The following is a 26,782-nucleotide window of genomic DNA, read 5'->3' as shown; positions in this document are numbered from 1 at the left end:
TTAAATTAAACATTCAATGAACACTGAATAGCCGGCACTTTTGCAAATTTACCTTGTCTCTATAAGCTCACATCAATTTCAGGTAAGAATAACAATAGATAGTGAACCGTACCGGGTTTGTCGGAGACTTTTTATTTAAGTTAGGCCACCTGACCTAACGGGTTAATCTTATCATTGTACATTGCTTCAAACTCAAAAGGCGATACATTGTCAACGGCATTCTAAAATTGACCCCTTTTACCTTACAAATGGCAAAGTAAAATTGCCCCCTGAAATCAGAGAAAGAGCGGTTCAATTACTAATTGAATCTGAAAAAGATTATCCTTCTACTTGGGCAGCAATCACAGCTATTGATCCTAAAATCGGTTGTACTCCTGAAACATTGCGTGTTTGGTATCAAAAATATTTAGATCAACAAAATCCTGTCAAAGTACAACAGATATCTGATCAAAAAAAAATGAAGGGTAATCCCCCCTAAAATACTAGCTCTTTAAAAGAGGCAGTATTATGCTTTTACAACATGGTGTTTAACTTGAGAAACTGAATTTAAAACAATCTACTGTAACTCTTCCAGACAGATATGAAATTAATCCACCCCTAACCCTTTAAACACCGCATCCACCGGATCTGCATAAAAGCTGGTCTGGAACTTGGTAAACAGTTCCACAGGAATCGTTGGGATATCTGCCGCACTACTCATTGGTAAAGCAACCTTCTTGGCACCCGCATCAAAAGCAACTTGCAGACATTCGGCAATACTTTCCACCGGTGTCACTGAACCACCCAAGCTCATATCACCCAGTACCACCATCTGACTTTGTACCGATCGTCCTAAGAGGCCAGAAGCGAAAGCCACTAAACTTGGCAGAGCAAGATGGCTGAGCGGGCCGGTATTCTGTAATTCCACCACATGTAAGTGGAAATCATGTTCCAGCACCTTACTGCCACCCGATATTCTGGATGCATTGGCCTTGAAGTAATCAAAAGCAATTTTGACCTGTTCTTTGGCACTGCTTGAATTCCATAAGCCTGATGTCGCCAATTTTCCTGAACCTTTGGTGACTTGAAGTTCTAAGCGGTATAAGCCTGGCATGCCTTTATTACTGAGCCCGATGGTATATAAGAAACCTGGCTTGGCTGGACCTTCGGGAATCAGTCCGCCACCACCCTGCTCTTTGACTGAGACAAAATGTTCTTCTAAGGTATCATTATCGATATAGCTGAAATGCACATCATAGAATTCCATACCACCAATTTTCTTCAGCTGCTCTTTGACCCGACGGCGTACCTGCAGCGCATATTCCAGACACTGGCGTACATCTTCTTTATTAAACTGACCGTGTGGGTAGAGCAGCTTCATCAATCCAGAAACCGTCTTGCGAACGGCAATCACATCGCGCTGATTCAGGTTATTTCCGAGTTTGAAGTACTTCTCAATGGCATCCGCAAAACTACGCTTACGCATTTCCCTGAAGAATTCAGCCAGATAATCAACGATTAGACCATAACGGTTGGTGAAGAACTCCGGACGCATTTTTGGAATTTCCCAGCCGGGGATATAGGCATGAAAGCGATCAAAGAATGCTGAATCGATCATGGCTTCAGGGAACGGCGCCAAGAGATGGCTGGTTTTAACCAGAGATTCCACGCTTTGGTTGATATTACCCACAAAAACCATCGAAGCTGAGGCTTCCATCTGTTCACGGCCACGGGCAAAAGATCCTGAGGCCATGTAGTCTTTCATGATCTGTACGCCATCTTTGTCCTTAAAGGAAATACCGGCGACTTCATCAAAGGCCACCACATCCCACAACCCCACCAGACCAATACGGCGGCTACTCATGTTATAGAACAGGTTGGCGACAGTCGTTTGCCCACCGGAGACTAAAATACTATTCGGTGAACACTCTTTGTAAATATGGCTTTTCCCGGTACCGCGTGGTCCCAGTTCACAGACGTTATAGTTATTTTCAACGAACGGAACCATACGCGCTAATAGGTGCCATTGCACATTCTCTTTTAGCGAAGCCGGTTCCATGCCGATAGAACGGATTAAACTCTCGCGCCACTGATCCGTGCTTAATGCTGCTCTGCCACTGAAGAGTTCATCCATATTCATATTCGGCATCTGAATCGGCTTGAGTAAGCTCACGCCAAATGGAGAACTGGTCTGCCCTTCATCAAAGTAGTAGCTGAGTGTGGCGATGACCCAGATACCACCCACCAGTAATTTTTCATACTCTTTAACGATGCCTGCCGAGATTTCGGCATCTTTGATACCCAGATTACTAAATGATGCTTCGTATTTGTCCTTACGCTCATTCAGCTTTACGGTCACCCGATCAATGACCTTATAACTGCCACGTTCACGGACCAGGGATTTCACCTTCTCAGCTTCATCAGGTCGTACATAGTTCTCTGCCAGAACCGTCTTTACGTTACGTAGTCCCTGTTCAATGATCTCTGGATCATCCGAGGCACAGTACATCCCTAGCAGGTATTCGAGTACATAGACCGGGACATTGGCCCCTTCTTTGATCAGTTTAGTCAGATCCTTACGTACCACCCGCCCAGCAAAGTGTTCATTCAGCAGCTGATCCAGTTCTTTATCGTTAGCAGATTCCATGTAGGCTACGCTCTATCGTTAATTCGTTATTAGAAGAAGTCATCGGTAAATGCCAGATCAATGGTGACCTTATAGCGCTGCATTTCGATATTCAGGTCTTTGTCCTTCAGTAACAGGAAGTAATCTTTCTTACGGTCAAAATCAGTGCCAGACAATGACAGTCTGACCTGTTTTACCCGTTCCGCAACAGAGTCTGTACTGCTATCAAAGGTCAAGGTTTCTTCACTAGATACTTTGAGATCCCCATCATAAATGGCAATCGACAGGGTCACTGGCATGACCAGCTCACTTACAGCTTCGGTTTGCATCAAATCAAACTTCTGGATGTTATTGACCATCTTCAGCGTGGATTTGGTAGAAATAACCTCAACTTTACGCTTGGTTCGTTGTCCAGCTTTTTCACCACGCAGCTGTTTTACCGTTAGTACAGGCACTACGATTTCCTGAGGCATGATTCCGCCATGTACGAAACGTGAGCCTCCCACAAAATGGAAACGGTTCGCCCCTTTTGGAATCCAGAAATCAGTCGCAGATAGTGTGCCTGCCGTAGCTTGGGTTGAGCCTTTCCATGCTTCCTTGCTCTCTGGTAAACCATGCCCAATCACATAGCGTTTTTTGCTTTTCAATGCATTGGTCGGTTTTTCAGTCAAGCTTGAACGATCCGCAGATTCCAGTTTACTTTGCTGGAACAAGAAGCCATGGTCGGCTGTGATCAACAGGGTAGAAATATTGAAATGCATCAAGATTTTGCGGCTAAGTTCAGTCAGCTCTTCAATGGCATGTTCCACCGCCATAAAGGTTTCTGATTCTGTAGAGGCACTGTCTCCCCGAGCATCAATCACGTTGTGATAAACGTAAATCAAATCATGGTCTTTAAGTGCTTCACGGCCTTCATCACGCGACCAACCTTTTACCGTTTCAGCGGTAACCGCCAATCCATTATAGGCAGCCAGAATTTTGGATCGTGCTGCAGTCCCTTTGCTGGACTGCCCATCTACTAAAACATCATCACCTGCGGCCTCTTTGTACTCCAAAGTCTGATGCGGCAACAACGAGGCCATGCCAAGTGTGGTGTAACTTGGGACAACGCCCAGCTGTGAAGACAATGTCGCTTCAGAATATCGCTTTTCATTGATACGATCACGCAGCTCTACCGCAGCTTCATAACGGAAAGCATCACTGATAATCACCACAATACGGCGTTTCGTTGCGGAACTGAGTAAGGGTCTAACGTGAGTATCGTAGAAGTTCTGCTGATTTGGGATATCCGTCATTTTCCAAACATTCAGACGTTGTTCAGCTTCTACACGCTCGCCCCAGTTGCGTGCCAAGTGGTCAATAAACCAGTAGGAATAGCAATTTTCCACTTCTTCATCGAGTTTTTTCAGGATATCGACATGAGCGCGTTGAGAAGCAGCACTGTAGTGGCGATAGGCCATATCAAAGCGATACAACTCCTGCTCGTAGGCTTTATACAAAGCTTCACTGGAGTCGAAATAGAAACCGGCATCAAACTGCTGTCGCAGGCTAAACAGCTCAATGGCTGCCTGCAACGCTGTATAGACAGTACGATATTTACGGCGTGTTGCATCATCCTTATGTTTGGAAGCCCAATAACCATCCAGACGGGTAGAAATAATCGTTATGAAATGTTCCAGTTCAGCTTTGGTTGCTGCAGGGATATGACTGGCCAAATCAACAATGATCTTTTGTTCAATCACTTCAAAGGTCATGACATCGAGCAGCTGCTCCAGATCAAAGGCCCCGACCTTCTCCTGGATCCGCAGTGCATTTGCCACGGTCTGGGAGAGTGTATCGAAGGTTGGGTAGTATTTAGAACTGTCTCTCCAGCGCGACAAAAAGGCTCTAGCCGTCGCACGGGAGCTGACGGATGACATCACCAGTTCCTGAGCCCATACGGGGATATCGCCCAGGCTTTCACAGAAACCTGTAGTCATCAAACGGATAAAGAACATACCGAGCTTGAATGGTGCTTCACCATTCAATTCTTCAACCGATGCTGGATAACCAATTTCCGCCTGTAATGCGGTCACCAAAGCCGGCACCAGTTGGAATTTTTCCAGTTCAGCAAAGGATTCTGTATTGACTTCCAGATCTAGGTTCTGCTGTACCATTTCATCTGCCAGCGCCAGAACAATATGCATCAGCTCGGCACTGTCGGCCTTGACCACCGCGGCAATCATGGCCATATCCAGATCCTGAGCATCTGCATCAGGCTGGATGTAGCGTTTTAAGGTGCTCAGACGCGCTTTGGCTTTGAGGAATTCTTCACGTTTGGCCAGATGTTCTCTTAGACTCTGCTGCTGTAAACCCAGCTCATTGAAAATAATAGAGAAACGATCGGCATAGAAGCTGCGTGAATACAGCTTGATGTCCAGTAACCAGTCTTTTTCAGTTTCAGGCTCAGCACTTGGGAAATACAGCAAGTATTTACCCTGCTGATCCTCAAGTTCCAGTTTAAGCTTGATCGCAAGGCTGGATTCGTCTGCCATATTCAGAATCTGGACATCATTCAACTTTAATGCCTGTACTTCGTCGCTAAAGGACCGTTCAGCGTCGTACCAAAAGACAATTCGATGTTTTTCAGTGTAGAAAGCCTGTTCCAGACCCTTCTGTAGCTGATCCAGATTCATGCAGTCACCTCTTCTTCTGCCACTACAACAGGAAATGGGATGCTATCAACATGAAGTAGCTTTTCTTTAAAATCTTGATCACCTAACGTGATTTCCCAGCGCTCCTCCATAAATTTTAATAGAGTTAAACCTCTCTCTTTAATTTCTTTAGGCGTCCAATCTTGTTTTGTATTTACTTCATTTTCAGATACTGATCCATTGTAATAGCCGACCCCATCATCATCATTTTTCTTTAACGGGAACGCCACATTTTGCAATGATGAATTTTTAGCACGGGATAAAGGAAGTAGATTTCCTAAGGAATGAGTTAGATATCGTCGTTTTTGCTCATCTAAGTGAGAATAATGCTTCAACCAATATGGGTCATCTGGCGTTTGTGGAAAAATATGTTCTAGGGTTACACAATCCTTTTGGCTAGATTTAACTACATCCCAAGATAATTTATTTGTTGATTGTTTACCTTTCTCTCTAAGCCATTGTTCATGTTCGTAGAGAAAATAACAAACACCATCCCAATGATAAAATCCATCTCGATCAAGCTCATATTTTTCATCAATATAGGCTAGAAATTTCTGTGGGTCATAAAAGTGGCTGATTAAATTTTTAATCGTTTCTATTACAGATTCAATTGTTATGGAACTTGTCAACAAATCTCTCGACATGCCAAAAAGTTCAGTATCACCGGTATTTGAACGGCGCTGACTTAAATTAAATAAAGTAAAATTATAACGCTCTGCTACTTGTAACAACTCGACAATTCTCACCGGATCTTGCTTTGAAACAAATGCAGAGAGAAGTAGTGGCTTAAAAGAACGGAAACTTAAACGTTCCAATCGATCTAACCAGCTTCGTTGTAAATCGGTCAGATTATCAGATTGATCAAAGTAAGGGTTATGAATATAGAACCAATAAATAATTGATTGTTGTAGACTTTTTACATATTCAGAGATCTCTTCGATTTTTAAAGCATCATCTGCAGTTTTAGGATGCGTGATGTTCCGCGCATTAAATTTCTCATTGAGCAAGAAATTAATGTAATCATCGCCTTTTCTTCGTGTGTACTTAAAATACATTGTCCAATGGTTACGAAGAAAAAGATTATCACTTAATGGAGCATCTGAATTTTTCCCTAAATATTCATACATGGTTTTCCAAGCATCGTTGATATTGGATCTCAGCTTGTCTTTACCCGTATTGTCTTTAAAAAGTGTTGATAAATAAATCAGTCTATTCTTTAGTAGCTCTAGACTAGAAAGAGGCCTACCACGATTGTTCATCGTTTCAAAGGTGACAAATACATCTATCTCGTCATTAATAACATAAAGATTGAACTTAAATTTTTGAGTTAATTTTTTATATAGTGCAGTTATATCTTCTAGTGATAAGACAGCCAACCGTTCTTTAAAAAACTCTTTTGAATTTTTCAAATTACGAGTGTAAAGGGTTTCTTGTTGCTGATAGGTGTGTGAATACATCCCAAAAATTTGAGTTCTCAAGAATTCATCACTTGGATTATCTTTTTCGTAGCCAAAAATGTAACTTTCGCGGATATTGTCATCCGCTTTTAATAAAATAAATTTTTGTTTAATTTTATCAACTTTTTGTGATGCAATTAACTCACCAGCCGGTATTGATTCAATAATTGCCTGAATCAGTACCATTGATGTAGTCAAACGTTGCTGTCCATCCACCACATAAAACGGCTTATAATCCAAATCTTCTATAAGCCATTGATCATTTGTCCATTTAGACCAGATTTTCTCAGGTACAGGTTCAAGTGTAATAACACCTGTATAATGTATTCTTTCAGGATCAAGCTGTAGTAAATCTTCCCAATAATCTTCCAATTGGGTCGTAGTCCAAGCATAGCCCCGTTGATAGTCAGGAATTCGTAAAATTCGTTCTTTAAAAATACTATTTAGACTTTGTAATTCCATGATTATTCCCCACTACCACCAGTAATCGCTTTCACTTCAGCCAGCAAGTCCCCAAACTTGCCATAATTCACTTTCACCCCATCATCCAGATCTAAAGTAATACGCTGATCAGCATAGTGACGCAGTTTTTCCTCAAAGCTACTCAGTTCAGCCTGTTGCTTATGTAAATCTTGCAGTTTTTTCTCGATGCGTTTGATTTCAGCCGCAGAGTCGCTATTTTCTTTAGCATTTTCCAGTGAATTAGCAAAAGCAGCCATTTTGGAAATGAGTGGCATCACGTATTCGGTACGCATACGTGCCAAGGTACTTTCGTTATAGCGGTGCAAGTACACCAACGCCTGGAAAGCCCCCTGTTTACCACTGCTGAATAACCAGTAGATCGGGCGCTTTTTATAGGTCTGCATGTGGTCTTTATAGAACTTGCTGGCTAAGTAACGGCGAATGGTATCTTCAGCACTTTCGCTGGCTTTTTTACCCAGACTTTCTGCGAGCCACTGCATATTGGCATCCAGTGTCTCTTTCCCCCAAACGGCAGTTAAGAACTCTCGAATACGGTGCGTTGCATCATCTTCAAACCAGTGCATTTCGGTCAATGGAATAATACCGTCAGCATCTGCCGGGAATGTTTGATAACGGCTAGCATCAAAGTCTTGATTGCCTGCATGGGCATAGATCAGACCTGGTTCGTCCAGGCTATAACGTCCCATCATGCAACCAAGCGCATAAGACACTAAACGTTGGCTGTCTTTTTCACGGTCGGCACGGGTAAGCGTAATTTGCGCATCAGGAACTTCTGGAGTCAGTTCATCCTGTAAACCATAAGCGTCAATAAACAGCTTATTGTTTTCTTCTTCCAAGCGTTTCATTTCAGCCACGGCGTCAGTATTTTGCTGTTGCCATGTGTTAAAGGCTTGTTCTAGGTTTGGTTGTTGAGTACTAATAATTGGATTTTGTGTAAAGTCCCATGAGGTTTCGTAACAATTCCAATCAAATTTAGAAATTTTAATTAATTTATTAATATTGTCTTCATGTATTAAATTTTCCAGCTTTTCGGGATATGGCAGTTTTTTATAATCACCGACTTGAAAATGAAAAGATTCATTCAATACTCTAGACAGCTCATACCCTAATTTAGAATTAAGAAACGCTAATATGATTTTTTGTACTTTTTTATCGACAATAAAAGTTGAATGCCCTGAAACGTCAAATATTGAACCTTTAGGTTGATAACGTGCTGACAACATTGAACTAGTCAAATCCGTCCATGTTATTGATTCTCTGAAGTAATACTTCCTATTCTTAATAACAAATTCAGGATCACTAATCTTAGGATACTTACTTGTAACTAAATCTATAAGTTCTTGCCCATTATTTTCATAACGCACAACATAATGTTGATTACCATACCATCTCCTTAAATCCCCACCTTTATTATAAGGAAACCAGTAACAACCATTCTTATTGCCTAAGTTAGCATTTTCATAATTAACTCCAAATTTTTCAAAAGTAATTTCATGCCAACTTCTCAAGTAAGTTGAATTATCTGTTGTAGCCATACCTTGTCGGGGATCAGAAACCGTACATATATTTGGAGAATTTTTAAAAAAATTATAGATATTATTATTTAACCAATATGCTATAGGACTACCTGGAATTTTCTTAAAATCATCTGGTTTTGCTGTTTTTAGTCGCTTGTTTTTTATAGGAAATTGTTTTGGCACTCCATTTTCATTTAGATCATCATACTCGCAATATGAAAAACTACCTGCATAATCGCCAATGTGTTTATTTAGCATAATTGTTGCAGCAGTACCGAAGGCAATACCCATAACACCATTGCTCATATGAGCCATACATGAAAAAGTTCGATCCTTTAGCAACTTTTCACGCATCGCTTCATATGATGATAGATACATCCAGCTTTGCATGGTCACCATGCTATTGAAACCACTGTCCTTACACCATCCAAAACCACGTTCAATAAACATGGCAAACAGATCTGACTTGCTGTCTGGGAATTTCTTCTTGGCAAAATCTTTTAAGGCTGTATTCATGCCTTTACCGCCCATATATGGCGGGTTAGCGATCACGGCATCATATTGCTTAGCGAGTAATTTAGCTTGCTGTACTAAAGGCAATAACTCTTGTGCTGACTGCTGACTAAAAATATCCCCTGATTCTAAAGCTGTATTCAGCTTGGTTTCTAAATCAGGCAGCTTTTTAGCGAATGCTTGAGGAATTTGAATCAAAGAACCAAAGGTCGAGGCATGCTCAAACAAGTCTAGCAGCTCTTTTAAATCAGCCTGAGCAATACCAGTGTTTGCCAAATCCTGACTGAATGCATCTAAACGCTCAGGCTGACTATCCCGCAACGCAATAATATTTAGCCGTGGTGGATTGCTAAATAAACGGCGGTCATCCTCGCGCGCTTTCATCAACAGTACAAAACTGGCGAGCTGTGCTGCACGGGTATCAATATCAATCCCGTACAGGTTATTTTCTAGAATCAAACGTGGAATATCACGACTGCGGTAACCACGTTCCAGATAAATCGCTTTTAAGCAGTCATAAGCTTCCACCAGAATATGCCCCGAACCACATGCCGGATCCAGCACCGTAATGCTTTCAGGGTTTAAAGTATCGCCATCTTCACTGATCCGCACATCAATCAGTTGTTTCAGTTGTGCATTGACTTCGTCGCTTTGCTCAGCTGGTTGAATATAGTATTCCCACTCACTGGCAAGCGTACTATCAGGCTGTGCCATCATCCATAAACGACCGACACTATTCTGTACCAGGTATTTCACAATCCAGTTTGGCGTGAAGAGTTGTGTCGCGGCAGGAATATCCTCACTTTTGACGACTTTACCAATCACTTGATCTTTCTTTTCAGAAATATAGAACTGATACAGCCAGCCAATAATCTGCACATCCGACCAATCTTCTTCCGGAATGCTGCTGACCAGATCACGGATCAAGGAATCGGTTTTGGTTAAATTGTCAGGAAGTAACAGTTCTGACTCATCAGAAACCTGTTCAAACAAGAGTGGCATCACCTGATTCAATGCATGGCACTGCGCCAGTAACAGCTCACGGTACAGCTCTTCGTCTTTATTACCATCCAGTTTGAGTTCGGCCACACGACTGGCATCTAAACCTGGTAGGTCAATATCCAGACATTCTTCCAGAATCTGTGGCAAGCCGGCACTGCCATCTGCACTACTCAGTACACGGCGACCATGATCCAGTAAGCCTTTGCATTCCATATAACGGATCGCACAGAGACGGTTAAACCAGCTGTAAGCGATATAATCAATCGTCTGCTCAAAACTGCTGGTTTGGATGCGTTTGATCAGCTTCTCACGTGGTTTCATGACGGATAGCGGAAAAACCTGATCGCCAATCAGCAGCAAATCGCCTTTCTGTTCTGCCGGTAAAATGCTGTCTGCGGTGATGCCATATTTGGCGGCCTGCTTGCGCATCGCTGCGATAAAATCGTTACGTGCTTGCGGTGCGTATTTTTTAATATTACTGGTATTCATCTTTAAACCTTTAATTAATGACTGATGCCGATATCCCTAAACCCTGTTAGCGGATACGCACACGCTTTTTATCACTCACGATTTTTTTCAGTTCAGCTTTGAGTGCGTCTACAAACTGATCTACTGACTCTTCTGTTTCCAAGTAAACATTGCTGAATGTTTTGCTATACAGACTCGCCACCTCGACTTCCACCACCGGTTTCGGTAGCACTACGGCTGTCACAGGCTGTACAGGACTCGCAGCAGGTGTTGATGTAGCTGGGCTGGAGATGGTTGCAGTGTTGGTTACACTCTCTGCTTTGCTCTGAGCCAGTTGTGCCGCTTTGGCCTGACGCTGGATTTCCGCCTGAACTTCGCTTTCCAACTCATATAAGGCTTCATCAAAACGCTCCACGGCGGTTTGGGTTTGCAGCATATAGATGGTGGACAGGCTAGTTTCCACTTCAATATCAGTTTTCAGCAGTTGTAGTGGGCGTAATAGCTTGTTACTCAGCTCAGCGCTAGCGATGCCACTGTTTTTAATCTCGGCTTCTAACTGCTTGATCTTGTCATCAATGTGTTCTATCGCCTGATTGCGCTTCTCAGTCAGCAATTTCTCATTGACGCTTTCCACTGTGCGAACCAAATCAGCCACTTTATTTAACAGGCCATAGGGCGATTCAAGGGTGGAAATACGATGTAATTCGGAGAGGGCTTTTTTTGCCACATCATCACTGCCCAGTGCCTGTTTGTTTTTCTCAAAATGACGTAAGGCCTGTTGCAGTTGCTGCCAGCTTGGCATCTGGTTAGTGAAGAACTCATGAATATCACGATAATCTTCTTCCAGATCCAGATAGTCGTCCTTGTTCTCGACCACGGCCTTAAAGAAATCAAAGCTGTCGCTATTCGCCAGCAAACGCTCCAAAGCCAGAATCGATTTTTCAATCACTTTCTTGCCCGGGAACTGTCCGACATCAGTTTTACTCTTATACGACTTAAAGTTGGCTAACCAAGTCTTAAAATGCTGCAAATAGAATTCAAATAGCTCTTTCTCAGTCGCTGGTCCCATGGCCGAGAATAGGTCTTGGGTGAGTTGGCGTGCCTGTTTCAACACCTGATCATCAGTCTGGCGCTTTTTAATGATCGACACATCACGGCGACGGCGGCTGTTTTGTAAAGGCTCAAAGGCATCTTTTAACTGTAAGCTGCCGCCATTTAACTGCAGTGAAATCCGCCCCATCGCAGCCAGCTGACCTACCAGCAGTAAAATCTCGGCATCTGGCCAGCCATAAGGACGTTTGGCAAAACGATCTATCACATCTGAGACTAGAATACGCTCTGTACCAGTGGCGCGTAGTGCAATGTACTGCTCCACTTCCTGTAGGGCTTTCGGATTGCTTTGACCGCCATCCAGAGACAATCCGAGTTGCGCCATATCATCAACAGTCAAGACGGCGTTCAGTTCACGCCAGGCATCCTGCTGATAGACCTGCAAATAGCTCAGTTTGGTATAAGTGTTTTCCAGCAGATAACGACAAGCCTCATCCAGCTTGGTGGTTGGACTTGAAGATGAAAGTTGTAGATGTTGACCCAAGGCATAACTTTCCGCGTCCAGCAACATTTCTTCGACCCGGGCACGCAGACGTTTTTTACGCTCCTGATTCTCACGGCCTCGGTCTGCCAAAATGCGACTGATATCCGATTGAGTGCCATCATCATTTAAACGGATGAATTTATTGGTTTTCAGCCAAGTACGCAGTTCATTAAAGAATTGCTTATCGTCTGCCAGTTTAAACAGTACCTGCCCTTCGGCCTCGGCGCTCTTACCAATACAGTAAGCTTCAGTATAGAGGTTGTATTCCGTATCCAGCGGAGAAATGATTTCAACTTTCAAATCGCTCTCATACTTACCATCCAGGCTATGACCATCCAGAAAACGTCCAATCTGATAGTCCATCTTGTTGGCTTGATGGCGGTATTTGTTCTGATCGCGCAGTAAATCTTTAAAGATCAGATTGGCTAACTCTTTATTTTCTTCTGAAGCTGCTAAGTCAGTGGCTTTAATTTTACGGGTGATATCGCGTTCTTCATTGGTCAGGAACAGGAACTCATCACCATTCCTCGTAATCAGGCTCTCTTTTTCCAGACGCAGTAGGCTTTCTTCAATCCGCTTGCGTAATGCCAGCTTATCTTCATCAATTTTCTCAATCGACAAAGTCACCAGGTTATCCAGCGTACCTTTGATGATATCGACATAGCGGATCATGAACAGGGTACGCAGCATCTGCACATCAAAACCATCCAGGGTCTTATTCTGCCCTGCCTGGTCGATGGTACGCTTCACTGCTGTATCCAGAAATCCTTCCACTGAAGTATAGAAGCGGTGGAAAGGAACCAGGGCACCGACTTCATCTGTAGCAATCGCATTCGCGGCCATCTGGAACGCATCCAACATGGACCGTTCACCATAGGCCAGGTGTGCACCGGTCGCACCGACCTTACGGATTTCTTCAAATACTTTTTGTACCAGCTGAAAATGGTACGGCGCAAAAGGATAGTTATGGATAAAGCTGTCTGGCCCCTCATAGTTCTTTAGGGTTGGGCCTGAACGGTCAAAGGTAATCTGATTTTTTAAGATATCGCCCTTTTGCTCAAACACTGATCTGAGCAATGCTTCTGCTTCTGGGGTTTTACGTAATAAACGTTTCTGGATGACTTCATCGGTATTGGAACTGGACAGTGATAACCGGGTTTTAAAACGACCAGCAATCTTGGAGAAGTCATTGGCTTTGGAAGAAGACATCTCACCTAAAACAGCATCGATGTCTGCCTGTGAGGTGACAATAATCCAAGCGCGGCCTTTACAGATCGTACCTAGGTTTTCAGTAATGGTTTGCAATGTCAGCATCAAGCGGGTATCACTGCCAATAAACTGCCCCACTTCATCCACCAGAAACAACATGCGTTGCTGGGGTCCTTTGCTGTCCAGGTATTCTTTCACCCACTGACAGAAGTTTTCGACCGAAACACTAAAAGTCTGCTCAGAATCCTCAAACCACTTGTGTGCCGCTTCTGCTGATAAGTTGAGGGCTTGGGAAATTGCGGTTTCGACATCATCCTGATAGAACTGATAGCCGTCACGTTCTTCTAGCCAAGACATGCCGCTAGATTCTTCAAAAGCCTGTTTAAAGCGCTCATACACCCCTTTCTGGCTCAGGTGACGTTCCATATGTGCAATATGTGGATGATCGGCACTAAAACCCTGATATTCGTTAAACACGCGTAAAAACACATTCAGAATCGGATTACCATCATCATTGGAGCTGGCTTTACTGTCGATATTAAATAGGATGACATCGGCATGATGACTAACCGCTTTACCAATATCCGCACGGATAAACGCATCCCGGATTTTGCTTTCATCAAAGAATTCTGCAGCACTGCGTTCGTTACCTTCCGCGTCACGTGCCACTTTATTGGCCAGAATATACGACAAGGTTTTCAGGAAATGTGATTTACCTGAACCAAAGAAGCCAGAAATCCACACGCCGACACGATTGGCAATCGAATGGTCGCTGAGGTCTGTACCATAGGACTGGAAAAAGTCACGAAAATGCTTTTCCAGCTCATTGGTGACCACGTACTCATCCAGCTCCTGGTAAACCGTGGCATTATCATCCTGATCTGCCTTCACCACCCCGTTAATTGCACGATCTAATGGCTTGTAAAAAAGTTCTTTAATGTTCATCTCAATCCATTCCCCCGAATTCTTATTTCTATTTGCCGTGTTTAAGGCACTAATCTGAATGCTCTGTAGTAATTGTTGCTTGGAATTTTTCCAAATAAACTCATCGCTTGACCGTCGTAATAGCCCGGGTAAAACAGCACCACTGGCTTATGCCCCAGTAACGAATGCAAACTGTTCAATAAGTGATGGGCACGTAACAGTGGCCAAACCGACCCTACCCCAGTCATCAACACAATATCTTGCGCATTGGTGGCATATTTATTCACCAGATAGGGCGCGAACTTATCCATATGCAGTGGGCCCTTTAAGGCTTTGAGCAGCGCTTCATCGCCTTTGGCTTTTTGCATTTGAATGGCTTTATCGATGAAGTTACGCTCAGCCAGATAATCCACCACGGCTTGCAGCAGGTTGATATTCACCACCTTCAGCTGACTGTGTTTTTTCTCCAGCATCCCGTCTAGAAAATGCAGATATTCGCGCACTTTCAACTCATCTTCAGGTGCATAATCAAAAATCCAGAAGCCAATTTCATTGCCCAATCCTTGACCGGTGATAAACTCGGTGGAAAGTATTCGCTCTGGAATCTGATTCAGACGCTCATGTATTTTTTGATTCATTGCTGCCCCCTCTACAACTACCGCGTCCATAGCGACACTTCCATAGATCTTTTAATGCGTTGTTTATAATGTTCTTCCAACAGGCTACGCAGCTCTGCTCTGACGATCACACGCTGCAACTCCAGCTTACGGGTACTTTTTAAGTAACCGGCTTCTGCCAGCATGCGAAACACCACCTGCCCCATTTTTTTCTTGCTGGACTCTTTCCAATCACAGATATCCGGATCTCGTTGTGAACGCTCATCCAGAAAGTCTGACCAGATATAACTGTCCAGGTATTGAGCCTGGGAGATATAGGCCTCTCTCATCACTGTTTCCATAAACTCAAGCAGCAATAGGTTGCGTTCCAATGCGCCACAAAAAGCCACCTGGGTCGCCAGCTCATCATCCCCATCACGTAGTGCTTTCCAGAAATCAGGCTCCAAGCGCTCCAGACGCTTACGAATAGCGGTGGCATTGCGTTGCGCCGAAGCCGCAGTTCTTTTTTGCAGAATATTGTCAATCTGAATGGCCTGATGCCATTGTTCTGGAGTCGCCTCTCGTAATAACAGATCCGCGATCAGCCGGCTTTCACGTACCATCAGTGAGCCACCAATCAGGTCACTGTCATAATGAAATTGTTCTAACATAGCCAATCTCCTATGAAGCTTGATCAAACAGGTAAGATGACAGCTTTTCGATATCTGAGCGTTGTAGTACCAAGGGATATTTCAAGGCATCATCCGCCTCAGCCAGCGTGATCGCGGCCTGATATCGCTGCAAAGTATAGTGAGCCAGGGCTTTTTTCACCGGAATCTGTAATCTGCCATCAGGCATGCCGAAGTCTTTTTCGACCAGAGCTTTTTGAGCTGCATTCAATTTTGGATTCGGGATCAGCGTCAGTACAATTTCTTCATGCCATTGCTGATCCTGAGCAGGGTCTACTGACTCAATCGCCATCACAACAGGTGTGCGATCAATTCTGGAGAGTAAAAAGTCCTTAAACTGCTTGCTCTGATGGCAATAGGCACGGACATGCCAGCGAAAACCGGTATACACCAGGGTGTGTGGGGAAATGATGCGTTCATGCCACTGCGGATTCTGCATCGAGGCATAAATCATTTTTAAAGTACTTTGGTTGCGGCAGGCACGCAAAACTTCCCGAATCACTTCAGGACGTACACTGCGATCAGGTAATTGAACTGCTGTAAGATTCGGTTCTGGCATCGCAATAAGGGCATGCGATTCACTGACCAAGCCCGAGAGCATATTGAGATATTCATTGATATGCGCTGTAGTCAGTACAGGCTGGAAGCTGGCCTTAGGCACATAACCCTTGACGGAGGGGTCATGAATCAAGGCATCTGGGTTATACAGCGTATTGTAACGCTTGATATCCGCAGAAGCCTGCTGTCGACTGAGCCCAAACCAGCTCATTAAACGATTGGTAACCAAACGACCTTCCCAGTAAGCAAGCAGCTCGATCGCTCGCATTCGTAGCAGGACTTCATGCTTATCTGTCGTCATATACCAATCAGTCAATAAATAGCAGCTTTAAGATTACCCTACAGCAAATATACAGTAAACATTTTTGACGGTATTTAAAGGTAGTATTGCAATCACCAGATAAAAAATATACTAATATCGTGATGATAGCTGTCAAAGTAAGATCTCTAGCAGATCATGGATCCTGGTATAGCGCGTGAATTGAGCTAAGTTTTAGAATGAGAGCAATATGGGTTTTAGATTTCGTAAAAGTATTAAATTATTCCCGGGTTTTAAAATTAATCTGACCCATAAAGGCATCAGCAGTGCCAGCATTGGCAAACCTGGTGCTTCTCTAAATATTGGGAAAAAAGGTACGCGAACCAGTGTTGGTATTCCAGGTACGGGACTGTCTTACTCTAAACACCAGCCTTACTCTAAAAAGACCCGTGTTCCACAACCGACATCGCAAGAACACACGGAATATGATCCTCAGAATTTAGAACAACCGAAGGCAAAGATATGGCCTTGGATTATTTTTGGAATATTGTGTTTTATGGTGGGTGCCGTCATTTTTTAGCAAGAACCGCATTGTATTTTAATCAAAAAAAAATGCCCAGATGGATGAATGGGCAAACTAAGGAATTAATATCCTTCAGAAACTCCAGCGCAATTCTCGCTACTTTCAGTAAGCGACTCTGGCTCAATCATGATAGTCTGACTCAATCGAGTCGAGGTAAATCGATCCATCACAATTGGAGCAGAAATTATGCTTGAATACATTCTTGAATGATGCTGAAAAGTCTTTGAGTTTTAATTAATTTTCTGCTGAAACGCTTGGGGTAAAAACTGCACCCGAACGGCTGTGCCATGCGGTAATACGTTGTTGATTTGACACTCACCGCCAAGGCTATGGCTACGTTCTTGCATGATGGTCATGCCGTAGTGGTGCTGACCGTCATCTTTGGGCTGTAGCCCCACGCCGTCATCTTGGATGTGTAAGCTTACCACGCCTTGTTGGTTTTGCGATAGGCTGATGTGGGCATTTTTTGCCTGTGCATGGCGGTTGATGTTGGACAGGGCTTCACGGGTAATTTGTAGTAAATCAACTTGCTCAGTGGCGGTCAGATTGATGCTCATCAGGCGATTGTCCAAATGCACGGCAAATCCGCCTTTGTTGGCGAACTCATCGCCTGCTTGTGCCAAGGCGGTATCAAAACTGCCTTCTTCTATCTTTAAGCGGAAAGTTGCCAATAATTCACGCAGTTGGCTATATGCCCCATTCAGACCGTCTTTGGTTTGTGATAATACTTGCTCAATTTTGTCGTTATTGGGGTTTTGGTTATCTTTGAGCAAGGTGGTGAGCATACTGACTTGCATTTTGAGATACGATAACGACTGTGCCAGTGAGTCATGTAGCTCTCTTGCCATGGTGTTGCGTTCTTCCGACAAAATTAGCTGATGCTCTTGTTCCCGCTGTTTTTGCCCTGCAAACATCAGTCCAATGAGGTTGGCAAGGGTGTTTAACAATTCATTTTCATCAAAAGAGGGTTCTTGACTATCGGCAAAATTTTGCCAGTTTTGTTCATCCAATAACGTGATACGATTGATAGGTGATGGCTTTTGGGAAGTAGCAGAGTTTGTGGGCTGGGGTTGTTTGCGGATGCCCTTGCCGTGATGATGGCGTGGCTTGACCAGTAATTCACCCCACTGGGTTTGTAGGCTGTTTATCGCATATACCCAAACGCCCTCATCATGCTTGATGTCACAGGTTTGGCAATGTGCTTGGTGGCAAAAACTTCGCCCCAAATGTCTTTTATCACGAATGCCCAAGCTGTGCATCGCCATCGCATCTTTGAAGTTATCATTGTGCAAATTAGCATCATGTAGGCACAGGCTAATGTCAAAATTGGGCAATACCGCACCAAACTGCTCAATAAGTACCTGTAGCCGTGCATAGGCAACTGGCTGTTGGTTAAGCTGTTTGGCAAAGTCATAGAGTAAGGTCAACGCTTGGTTACTTTGGGTAAGGTGGTAGGTTTTTTTGGCAACTTCGGCTTCTAGGTTGTTTTGGTAGGCTTTGAGGGTACTGGTCATTTGGTTAAAAGAATCACCCAACTCATTAAACTCTTCATAACCTGCGACATTAACGCTGGTGTCTTCCCCTTTACCAAATTGCTGTGTCGCCTTACGCAGTTGCCCAACAGGAATCAATACATTTTGTTGAATCTCATGTAACCCTGCCAACATGATAATGATGGTAAGTAACAACGCCCCAATTTGTAAGTTCTGTTGAAGCGATTGTCGATGCTCATTGCGGGTCTGAATTTGTTTGACCAACTTGTCAACATTATCCATATAGCGAAGTGAAATCGCATACAAGGCATCGCGATTGCCCTCTCTAACGCTCGTTTCAAGTGTTGGCTGAAGCTCTGTTGTCCAAATCTGCCGAATGGTGTCAATTTGCTGATTAATTTGGTCATCCCGATTGCCTTGCGACTGCTCATAATGAGCCAACTGGGCAAGACGACTTTGCATATCTTGGGTAAGTGCTGCCAGTAGCTCATCTTTACTCAAATGGCTGCCAATTGGCTGTGAAGCAGGAATACTTCGGGATAGAGCATCATTGGGTGATAACTGTTGGGATTGTATTTCGGGTTGTATTTGGGGTTGCGATTGTACTTGTGACTCATGGTTGGTGGATTGGTTAGCTAATGCTTGGGCGTTGGCTGGGGTTTGTGCTGGTCGATTTTCTTGTTTTCCCACCAAATAATTAATGCGGTAAGTCGCCATCCGCATCGAACCTGCGGTATTGACCGCCTCAGCATCTGGCTGAGCAATCCATGCCAAAATCCCGCTAACCATCGCCATACCGACTACCATCACCATGACAATCGCCACCGCACACCATGCCCGAACAGGCAGTGAGTTGCTAATACTGGGCAAAAAACGTGAACGACATACTGACTTTTGCAAAACTACCCCTAATCCTAAATAGTTGTGATGGCAAAATCGTATAGGCTTTTGCCTAACTTGCGTGAGAGTTTAGCATAAATAATTGAAAACTAGCGACTTTAGGAAATAATCCCATCGCAAAAGCCATACTACTTTAGCAGTAATTTGCATCATTATTGCCCTTGCCAGTCGCAGGGTTCGCCCCTGCCAGACCGGCAAAACCCCTTCATACCTTGCTATGATATTACCCATACACCCATTTTGTGTAAGCTGGAGCATATCATGGCAAGTCTAAAAACCAAACAATATATGGTGCTGACCTCATCCACTATAGCCTTTACGGTGTGTTTTATGGTATGGATGATGTTTGCGGTACTGGGGATTCCCCTCAAAAAATCGTTGGGTCTAAGTGAAACCGAATTTGGTCTATTGACTGCGATTCCTGTGTTGACAGGCTCACTGGTTCGGTTACCGATTGGGCTGTTGACCGATAAATTCGGTGGTCGGATTGTATTTTTTATTTTGATGTTGGCGACTGTGATTCCGATTTACTGTTTGTCGTTTGCCACCGAATATTGGCACTTTTTGGTATTAGGTCTGTTTGTCGGTTTGGCAGGTGGTTCATTTACCGTGGGGATTGCCTATGTCGCCAAATGGTTTGAACCACAAAATCAAGGCTTGGCAATGGGTGTCTTCGGCGCGGGGAATGCAGGTTCGGCACTTACCAAACTCATCGCCCCCAGTATCATCGCCATTGGCACTTGGCAATTATTACCCAAAGTCTATGCGGTGATGATGTTGGTGACGGCAATTGGATTTTGGTTTTTGACCTTTGACAACAAAGAACACCGCACCGCCAGTAATGCCAGTATCGGCAGTCAATTAGCCGTGCTAAAAGACCCAAATGTGTGGCGTTATAGCCAGTATTATTCGATTGTGTTCGGGGGTTATGTGGCGTTGGCGTTGTGGATGACGCACTATTATGTGGATGAATATGGTTTCAACCTCAAAACTGCGGCGTTTTTGGCAGCTTGTTTTAGTTTACCTGGCGGTGTACTGCGTGCGTTGGGTGGCTGGTTATCAGACCGTTATTCGGCTCATACCGTGACTTGGTGGGTGCTTTGGGTGTCCATGTTGATTCTATTCGTGTTGTCGTATCCACAGACTGACCTTGTGGTTCAAACCGTTACTGGCAATAAAAGCTTCCATTTAGGCTTAAACTCCACCCTATTCACCGTGTTGATTTTTGCCCTTGGCATTACCTTTGCGATTGGTAAAGCCTCGGTGTTCAAATACCTGTCTGATGACTACAAACAAAACATGGGAGCAGTGTCAGGCGTGGTTGGTTTGTTCGGTGGTCTAGGTGGCTTTATCCTACCCATTATGTTCGGTATGGCGGTGGATATCACAGGCGTGCGTAGCTCTGCGTTTATGATTATGTTTGGCGTGGTGTGGGTGTCGCTCATTTGGATTTATATGAGTGAAGTGCGTCCTACTATGGAAAAAGGGCATCAAGAACAAATGGCGTTGAAAAAAGCTCAGAGTTAAATGCTGGCTTAAATACTGGCGAAACCAAAAACCCACAAGTTATCTTGTGGGTTTTTTATGTTAAACCTTATCTACTCCCAAAGGATAATATTGCCCCTAAAACCTAGCCCTTGGCATAAGATTTTTTTGCTCAAAAAACCATTATGCTAACAAGGTAAAAAATCCTTTTGAGGCAAATCAAACGCACCCCAAGGGTATATTGGAGGCTCTTATGAACAACGAACTAAAAGGCGGTCGCCGTATTGACGATTGGCGACCCGAAGACGAAAAATTTTGGGCAAATGGTGGTAAACAAACCGCCACACGCAACTTATGGATATCCATTCCCAACTTACTACTGGCGTTCTCCGTGTGGGTGCTTTGGTCAGTGGTCGTGGTGCGTATGCCAGACGCAGGCTTTCATTTTAACAAAGCCCAACTCTCTTGGCTAACTGCTTTACCTGCCTTATCTGGGGCGACGTTGCGGATTTTTTATTCGTTCCTTGTGCCAATTTTTGGCGGACGTAAATTCACCACCCTTGCGACCTTATCACTCTTGATCCCGACCATTTGGATGGGCTTTGCATTACAAGACCCAAATACCCCTTTTGCCACTTTTGTTATCATTGCTTTGCTGTGTGGGTTTGGTGGGGCGAACTTTGCCTCTAGTATGTCCAATATTTCGTTCTTTTATCCAAAATCGCAACAAGGCACAGCGATGGGCTTAAACGCTGGTTTGGGTAATTTGGGTGTGTCGGTCATGCAGTTTTTAGTCCCTGCGGTGATTGGCGTGGGTATCTTTGGGGCGTTGGGCGGTGATGCCCAAACCACTGCCAAAGGCACGACCATGTATCTACAAAACGCTGGTTTTGTGTGGGTACCTTTGATTATCATAGCTGCCCTTGCCGCTTGGTTTGGTATGAATGACTTGTCGTCTGCCAAAGCGTCTTTTAAAGACCAATCGGTGATTTTCGGTCGTCAACAAAACTGGATTATGTGTATCTTATACCTTGCGACTTTTGGTTCGTTTATTGGGTTTTCGGCGGCATTTCCGATGTTGATTAAACAATCATTCCCAGATGTGAATCCGCTTAAAGTGGCGTTTTTAGGACCTTTGGTTGGTGCGTTATTCCGTCCGTTCGGTGGCTGGCTTGCTGACAAATTGGGCGGTGCAAAAGTCACCTTAATCAACTATGGCGTGATGGCATTAGCAGTGATGGCAGTAATGTACTTCCTAAAAGCAGGGAACTTTGTAGGGTATTTTGCGTGCTTTATGGTGCTATTTATCACCACTGGGATTGGTAATGGCTCGACTTTCCGTATGATTCCTGTGATTTTCCGTACTTTCCATGAGCGTTTGGGCGGTGCAGATTGGCAACTCAATGCTCGTAAAGAGTCAGCCGCGGTGGTTGGTTTTACCTCAGCCTTTGCGGCGTATGGTGGGTTCTTTATCCCTAAAATGTTCGGTTCAGGTCTTGGGGTGAATGGCACGTTTACCGCATTGATTGTGTTTTATGTGATTTGTATGGTGCTAACATGGTGGTATTATAGCCGTAAAGGGGCCGAGTTTCCAAGTTGATTTTAGAACCTGTTCTGAGTACATACAACAACCCACAAAATACGTCATAAAGCTCAACCGTTCTTGGTTTGGTCTTCTTCCGAGCACTTTCTAAAATAGGTAGTATGTGCTCGAATTGTTTTCGGCTAATGTCGCTTGGATAGGTTTTTCTCATGGTGATTGATTCGGTTATTAACTGAAGTTACGCACCGCTAATAGCCTTAAGCTGGGCAAAAGCCGACTGATTAGCGGAAATTAGTAACTTCGTACGCAAAGCGAAATGATTTAACTTGGTTTTGATTTTCAAACACTCAAGCTTAAACACCGCATACGTGGCTAAAAACATATGATTAAACCGAGCCCTTTGGCTATGAGCAGGCGACTTACCCAAATTGGCATTTTGCTTTAACGACTTATGATACACTTCAACCTGCCATCGTTTTTGATAGCCGTTGATAAATTTATCCTTGTCGCATTGCAAATCTGAGCATACTAGATATAACACCCCTGTAGAACCGTCCTTGTTTGTAAAGACTCGGCGTAATAACAAGACTTCATCATGATAGTCATTTAAAAAGCCGTGAACAGGGGTATTATCGGGTAAATTAGATTCATCAATACGTACAAAGTTACCTTTTTCTCTATCATCCGGGGTTAAAGCCACCAAGCGATTTGACTTTAACGCAAAGATGAAATGCTTGTTAGCTTTACGAATATGTTTGAATGTTGCTTTGGCTGAAAACCAAGAATCGGCTAATACATAGTCGAATTTGACTTGGTTTTTGATTGCCCTATCAAACATATCAAGCAGTCGCTGATTTTTGGTTTTATCACTTTTACGTTTAACCTTGCCTTTGTCATCGGTAAAGACATTGGGTTTGGTGATGATGTCAAAGCTTAAGGGTATGTCGATATCTTTGCGATGATACAGACAGTTAAGCAGGTTAATGCCTTTAACATTTTTGTTTTGGGTGTGGTCGTAGTGCCAGCAGTTGATGTCGTCGACGCTTGTGTGCGGTTTGGGCTGTATGGTGTCATCAAAGATGAGATAGCCGATGGCATTGGGTGTGGCATTTTCATGCTGTCTTAGCATGGGTTTAATCAGTTGCCATTGTTCTTTGGCGATGAGTGTTTCACTGTTTAGAAAGCGGGTGATGCTGTCATGGTAGATGCTCCCTTGTAGTAGATTGGCAAGTCCTGTGGCGGTGGTTTGCCCAAAACTTGCGATGAGGTAGTCGCTGTAGAGTTCTATCATGTCTTTGTTCATTTGTTTACTCTCGCTGACTACTTTTTTTGTTATGATAGCGCTTTTTTAAAGGGCTGCGTAACTTCAGTTATTAATCGATTATGGGGCTTATCCTAGTTTGACCCTTGCAACGTTATCCAATGTGGCAAATGCACTTGGCAAAAAGCTAAAAGTTGAATTTGTTGATGATTTGGCAATGGCATAACAAATAGTACTTGCAAATATCTCTCCCAAGTAGCTTGTCCAAAGTAAATCTTCCCCTATTACTCCCAAATGAGTATTGTTGCGATTGGTGAATCGGTGCAAAATAAACTTGAGTAAAGCACTGGGAATTCACCATGTCCACCAAAATACCGACCAAAACGTCATCAAAACTGCCGACCAACCTGCACGCTATCGCATCCGCTAATTATCCCCCAAATCCCCACACCCTATCCTAAACTTAGGCTTTCGGGTGTTCTTTGTCGGGGCATCGGTGTTTGCCATTATCACCATGGGGCTATGGCTTGCGGTATTGCAAGGCTGGATAGATTTTACACTGACCGCTTTCACGCCTTTTATGTGGCACGCCCATGAGATGACTTTTGGCTATGCGTTAGCGGTCATCGCAGGATTTCTGCTCACTGCGGTGAAGACATGGACAAATCAGCCCATGCCGTATGGGTGGCGGTTGTTTGCGATATTTCTGCCTTGGGCATTGGCAAGGCTGACATGGGCGTGCTTACCGCAGCTGTCGTCTGATATCACAGCGATTGGGCTAAGGCTTGCCAGTGGACTGGATATTCTTTGGTGGTCGCTGGTTTGCGTAGCGGTGTTTACCCCGATTATTCGGGTACGTCAACGTCGCCAAATCGGTATCCTTGCCAAACTTGCTTTGCTATGGCTTGCATTTGTCATCTTCGCTATTGGGGCATGGCGTTCCGATATCGCATGGCAAAAGACAGGCGTGTATCTAGCGTTTTATCTAATTATTGGGGTAGTGCTGACCATTGGGCGACGGGTCATGCCGATGTTCATCAGCAATGGGATCAATCATCATCTGCCCAAAAACGCTCCCAAAGTAGAACTCAAAAACGCTGTATGGGTGGATAGGGTCAGTCTGTTTGGCTTTCTTGCCTTTATGCTCGCAGACTTGTGCGGTCAGCCTGTGATTGCGTCACTGTTTGCCCTTGTCACAGCATTGGCGAATGGCTATCGGCTGATGGGTTGGTATCACAGTGGGATGTGGGGCAAGCCGTTGGTATGGTCGCTGTTTGTAGCGTTTGGCGGTATGGTGGTGGCATTGGGGCTGTTTGCGTTGTTGCCGTGGGCAGGTTTTGCCCATAGCTTTGCGGTGCATACATTGGCATTGTCAGGGATAGGGGTGATGACATTGTCGATGATGAGCCGTGTGAGTCTAGGGCATACAGGGCTGTCGGTGCATGAGCCACCTAAATTGGTCGGGGTGATATTAACGCTTATGGTGGTGACTATGGTTACTCGTGGGCTGTTGCCGATTGTATTGCCCGCTTACTATACACAGCTGTTGACTGTGTCGCAGGTGTTATGGCTTATCAGCTTTATACTGTTTTTGTGTGTGTATCTGCCGATTTTAAGCAAGCCCAGAAAAGACGGTTTATTTGGTTGAATTTAAATCTTCAAAAGTAAAATATTACGTACCAAAACAAAATTACCTTATTAACATAAAATCTTGTAGCATAAGTTAGTAAAGCGTAACACTCGGAAAACTAGAACAAATTAGTTTTAAAAGCTTTAGACTAAGTGATTGAACTTCAATCACTTAATTAGACTGGTTATCATACGACCTTTGCTTTTCAATCAAATCTTGACCACAGATCTGCATAATATAATTGAACTCCCAAGTGCCGTTTTTTATTTCTATATATTCACCATTGATATGAACTCAAAAAGTAAAAATATTGTGATTCTATGAACTAGAATCTATTTGGACTTCGCCCCAACCCATATATTGAACTGAAGCTTTTATTAATCTAATACCCCCTAAGTAGTAGTATTCACCACCCTATAGCCGATAGGCAAGACACTTTACACCTCCTATACTCATGCTAGATATAACCTTACCATCTAGGGCGTGTCCCTAATTTGAATAAGCCCAAAAGAGCCCTATTTTAACCCTATATTTCAACAAAATATAGGCAAACACAAACAATGGCGAGAACCGTAATAACTGACAACATATGGGAACAATTACAAACAACCATGAAAGCGCACGGCTGTCATCAATGGAAGAACGACCGTACCGTGATGGAAGCCATACTATGGAAGCTAAGAACAGGTGCACCATGGCGAGACATACCTATTGAGCTAGGGTCATGGAAAACCGCTTATAACCGCTTTAACCGATGGTCTAAAAAAGGCTTGTGGCAGAATTTTTTTTTGATCTACGAAAAGAAATTGACAAAGAATGGGTATTCATCGACGGAAGTTATGTACGGTGTCATCAACATGCAAGTGGAGCTCGGCGTGTTTTCGATAGAGCAATTGGACAAAGCCGTGGCGGAAACACGACAAAAATACACCTATGTGTGGACTCGCATGGAAATCCGCTCGATTTTAAAGTCACTGGGGGTAACGTGCACGACAGTCAAATTGCAAACGACTTGATAGAAGTCATACAAGAAGCCCAGTATTTTATCGCTGACAAAGGGTATGACTCGCAAGAAATCAGAGATAAAGCGATAGAACACGGTATGAAAGCTATTATACCAAAGCGTAAAAATGCCAAGCAACCTAACCCTGATTTTGATAGCTACCTTTATAAATTACGCCACTTAGTCGAGAATGCATTTGCACGATTAAAGCAGTTTCGTAGTATTGCTACTCGCTATGAGAAATTAGCTCGTAATTTTAAATCGATGCTTTACTTGGCTTGCTCTATTATTCATGCTAAGTTAAATTGAGGACACGC

Annotated in this window: 15 protein-coding genes and 2 pseudogenes; 6 read left to right on the top strand and 11 right to left on the bottom strand. The window is 43.7% G+C overall.

The window, feature by feature from the left end; all coding sequences use genetic code 11:
- Nucleotides 1–226: 226 nt before the first annotated feature.
- Nucleotides 227–463, top strand: a pseudogene (locus HX743_RS12005) (hypothetical protein); the annotation flags it as partial.
- A gap of 123 nt (nt 464–586) precedes the next feature.
- Here the strand turns inward: HX743_RS12005 and brxL are convergent.
- Genes brxL through HX743_RS11965 form a run of 8 tightly spaced genes read right to left on the bottom strand, consistent with a single transcriptional unit; the run spans nt 587 to nt 16,609 of the window.
- Entirely contained in the window at nt 587–2,626 is a 2,040-nt protein-coding gene (gene brxL / locus HX743_RS12000; RefSeq protein WP_160255366.1) for a protease Lon-related BREX system protein BrxL, read from the bottom strand.
- Between the two features lie 29 nt (nt 2,627–2,655).
- Nucleotides 2,656–5,280 carry a BREX-1 system phosphatase PglZ type A gene (gene pglZ / locus HX743_RS11995; RefSeq protein ID WP_160255367.1) on the bottom strand — a complete coding sequence of 875 codons (2,625 nt, stop codon included), beginning with the start codon at nt 5,278–5,280 and terminating at the stop codon, nt 2,656–2,658.
- Nucleotides 5,277–7,217: a DUF262 domain-containing protein gene (locus HX743_RS11990; protein ID WP_178319336.1), complete on the bottom strand. Its 1,941-nt coding sequence runs from the start codon at nt 7,215–7,217 to the stop codon at nt 5,277–5,279. The genes pglZ and HX743_RS11990 overlap by 4 nt, the downstream gene beginning before the upstream one ends.
- Nucleotides 7,218–7,219: 2 nt before the next feature.
- On the bottom strand, nt 7,220–10,759 hold the full coding sequence (gene pglX / locus HX743_RS11985) for a BREX-1 system adenine-specific DNA-methyltransferase PglX (protein ID WP_178319335.1): 3,540 nt from the start codon (nt 10,757–10,759) through the stop codon (nt 7,220–7,222).
- Nucleotides 10,760–10,805: 46 nt separating this feature from the next.
- The gene (gene brxC / locus HX743_RS11980) at nt 10,806–14,486 is read right to left on the bottom strand and encodes a BREX system P-loop protein BrxC (RefSeq protein WP_178319334.1); all 3,681 of its coding nucleotides are present in this window, start codon (nt 14,484–14,486) and stop codon (nt 10,806–10,808) included.
- A gap of 41 nt (nt 14,487–14,527) precedes the next feature.
- Nucleotides 14,528–15,103 (bottom strand): DUF1788 domain-containing protein, encoded by a 576-nt coding sequence (locus HX743_RS11975; protein WP_178319340.1) that lies wholly within the window; start codon nt 15,101–15,103, stop codon nt 14,528–14,530.
- A gap of 17 nt (nt 15,104–15,120) precedes the next feature.
- Complete coding sequence (locus tag HX743_RS11970) at nt 15,121–15,732, bottom strand: DUF1819 family protein (RefSeq protein WP_096902446.1); 612 nt, start codon at nt 15,730–15,732, stop codon at nt 15,121–15,123.
- A 10-nt stretch (nt 15,733–15,742) separates the two neighbouring features.
- Nucleotides 15,743–16,609: a WYL domain-containing protein gene (locus HX743_RS11965; RefSeq protein WP_160255371.1), complete on the bottom strand. Its 867-nt coding sequence runs from the start codon at nt 16,607–16,609 to the stop codon at nt 15,743–15,745.
- Nucleotides 16,610–16,817: 208 nt separating this feature from the next.
- Between HX743_RS11965 and HX743_RS11960 the strand changes: the two genes are divergently transcribed.
- Nucleotides 16,818–17,147 carry a DUF4236 domain-containing protein gene (locus tag HX743_RS11960; RefSeq protein ID WP_139853775.1) on the top strand — a complete coding sequence of 110 codons (330 nt, stop codon included), beginning with the start codon at nt 16,818–16,820 and terminating at the stop codon, nt 17,145–17,147.
- A 233-nt stretch (nt 17,148–17,380) separates the two neighbouring features.
- Here HX743_RS11960 and HX743_RS11955 read toward each other — a convergent pair whose 3' ends face one another.
- The gene (locus tag HX743_RS11955) at nt 17,381–19,543 is read right to left on the bottom strand and encodes a histidine kinase (RefSeq protein WP_178319333.1); all 2,163 of its coding nucleotides are present in this window, start codon (nt 19,541–19,543) and stop codon (nt 17,381–17,383) included.
- A gap of 288 nt (nt 19,544–19,831) precedes the next feature.
- On the opposite strand from HX743_RS11955, the gene HX743_RS11950 reads away from it, so the two are divergent.
- Nucleotides 19,832–21,070 (top strand): nitrate/nitrite transporter, encoded by a 1,239-nt coding sequence (locus tag HX743_RS11950; RefSeq protein WP_306172528.1) that lies wholly within the window; start codon nt 19,832–19,834, stop codon nt 21,068–21,070.
- A gap of 211 nt (nt 21,071–21,281) precedes the next feature.
- Nucleotides 21,282–22,628 carry a NarK family nitrate/nitrite MFS transporter gene (locus HX743_RS11945; protein WP_050324472.1) on the top strand — a complete coding sequence of 449 codons (1,347 nt, stop codon included), beginning with the start codon at nt 21,282–21,284 and terminating at the stop codon, nt 22,626–22,628.
- A gap of 7 nt (nt 22,629–22,635) precedes the next feature.
- On the opposite strand, the pseudogene HX743_RS11940 reads toward HX743_RS11945, so the two are convergent.
- Both HX743_RS11940 and HX743_RS11935 read right to left on the bottom strand, forming a co-directional pair.
- Nucleotides 22,636–22,782, bottom strand: a pseudogene (locus tag HX743_RS11940) (IS5/IS1182 family transposase); the annotation flags it as partial.
- A 27-nt stretch (nt 22,783–22,809) separates the two neighbouring features.
- Nucleotides 22,810–23,874, bottom strand: a complete 1,065-nt coding sequence (locus tag HX743_RS11935) for a transposase (protein ID WP_178319331.1) — start codon at nt 23,872–23,874, stop codon at nt 22,810–22,812.
- A gap of 412 nt (nt 23,875–24,286) precedes the next feature.
- On the opposite strand from HX743_RS11935, the gene HX743_RS11930 reads away from it, so the two are divergent.
- Nucleotides 24,287–25,480 carry an NnrS family protein gene (locus HX743_RS11930; RefSeq protein WP_178319339.1) on the top strand — a complete coding sequence of 398 codons (1,194 nt, stop codon included), beginning with the start codon at nt 24,287–24,289 and terminating at the stop codon, nt 25,478–25,480.
- A 542-nt stretch (nt 25,481–26,022) separates the two neighbouring features.
- A protein-coding gene (locus tag HX743_RS11925; protein WP_214129018.1) for an IS5-like element IS1301 family transposase occupies nt 26,023–26,774 on the top strand; the annotation gives its coding sequence in 2 pieces (ribosomal slippage) (nt 26,023–26,224 and nt 26,224–26,774; 753 coding nt in all).
- Nucleotides 26,775–26,782: the final 8 nt, after the last annotated feature.

The organism is Acinetobacter sp. Swhac1 (assembly GCF_013390985.1).
Lineage (GTDB): Bacteria > Pseudomonadota > Gammaproteobacteria > Pseudomonadales > Moraxellaceae > Acinetobacter > Acinetobacter towneri.
The sequence above is the reverse complement of the archived record's forward strand: the minus strand, read 5'-3'. Positions and strand labels throughout refer to the sequence as shown.